At 68.0% G+C, this 877-nt stretch carries 1 protein-coding gene; it reads right to left on the minus strand.

The window, feature by feature from the left end; all coding sequences use genetic code 11:
- Positions 1–721, minus strand: a 721-nt coding sequence (locus tag AC1D00_RS43245; RefSeq protein WP_477014943.1) for a LysR family transcriptional regulator, incomplete at its 3' end; no start/stop codon positions are given.
- Positions 722–877 lie beyond the last annotated feature (156 nt).

Raw genomic sequence — 877 nt, forward strand, 5'->3', positions numbered from 1 at the left:
CGTCGATATAGGGCCGGATGCCCATGGCGATGCCGAGCACGTCGGCGGCGGCCTGGATCGCCTGGCCGTAGAACTGGAACTCCGGCCCGCGCGCATTGATCCGGGCGAGGTTGGCGGCCTTCAGCCAGATCGGCCAGTCCTCGGCTGAATGCGCGACGCGGATCAGGCTGGGTCCCCTGAGATCGGCCGGCCGCTTCAATGAGGCGGCGAGACGGGGCACGCAGACCGGCGTGAGATCGCCGGCGAACAGCGGCTCGGCGACGAGCCCGGGCCAGTCGCCGGTGCCGAGCTTGATGCCGCAGCTCCAGTCCTCGCCGAACGGCACCGATGCGCCGCCGGTGGTGAAGCGCACCTCGATGTCGGGCTCCTCGTTGCGAAACTCCGACAGGCGCGGGATCAGCCAGCGCATCGCAAAGGTGTGGCCGACGCCGATGGTGAGAACGCGGACGCTGGAGGGCGCCGTCACCTGCGCGGTCAGGCTGGCCAGCGCATCGAAGATCGGCGTCAGCCCGCTCTGATAGGCGCGGCCCGCCTGCGTCAGCACCAGCCTGTTGGCCTTGCGCTCGAACAGCGCGACGCCGAGCCGCTCTTCGAGCAGATGCACCATGCGGCTGACGGCGGCCGCCGACACGTTGAGCTCGACGCCCGCCGCAGCAAAGCTGCCGGTCCGCGCCGCCGCCTCGAATGCCTTGATGCCGTTGAGAAACAGCAGCCGCCGCAAATGACCGACCCTCAGGAAAGCTGATGCCAGGGCAAGATAACTCAGTTTGCGCGAGGGGAGCAAGCGAGGCAGAAATATCAGCGTAATCCACGCTGATTTTGTCGAGCGGGAGGCTGCTTCATCGCCTCTCCCCGCCTGCGGGGAGAGGCCGGAATT

The sequence above is a fragment of the Bradyrhizobium sp. P2_E8 genome, from assembly GCF_056403875.1.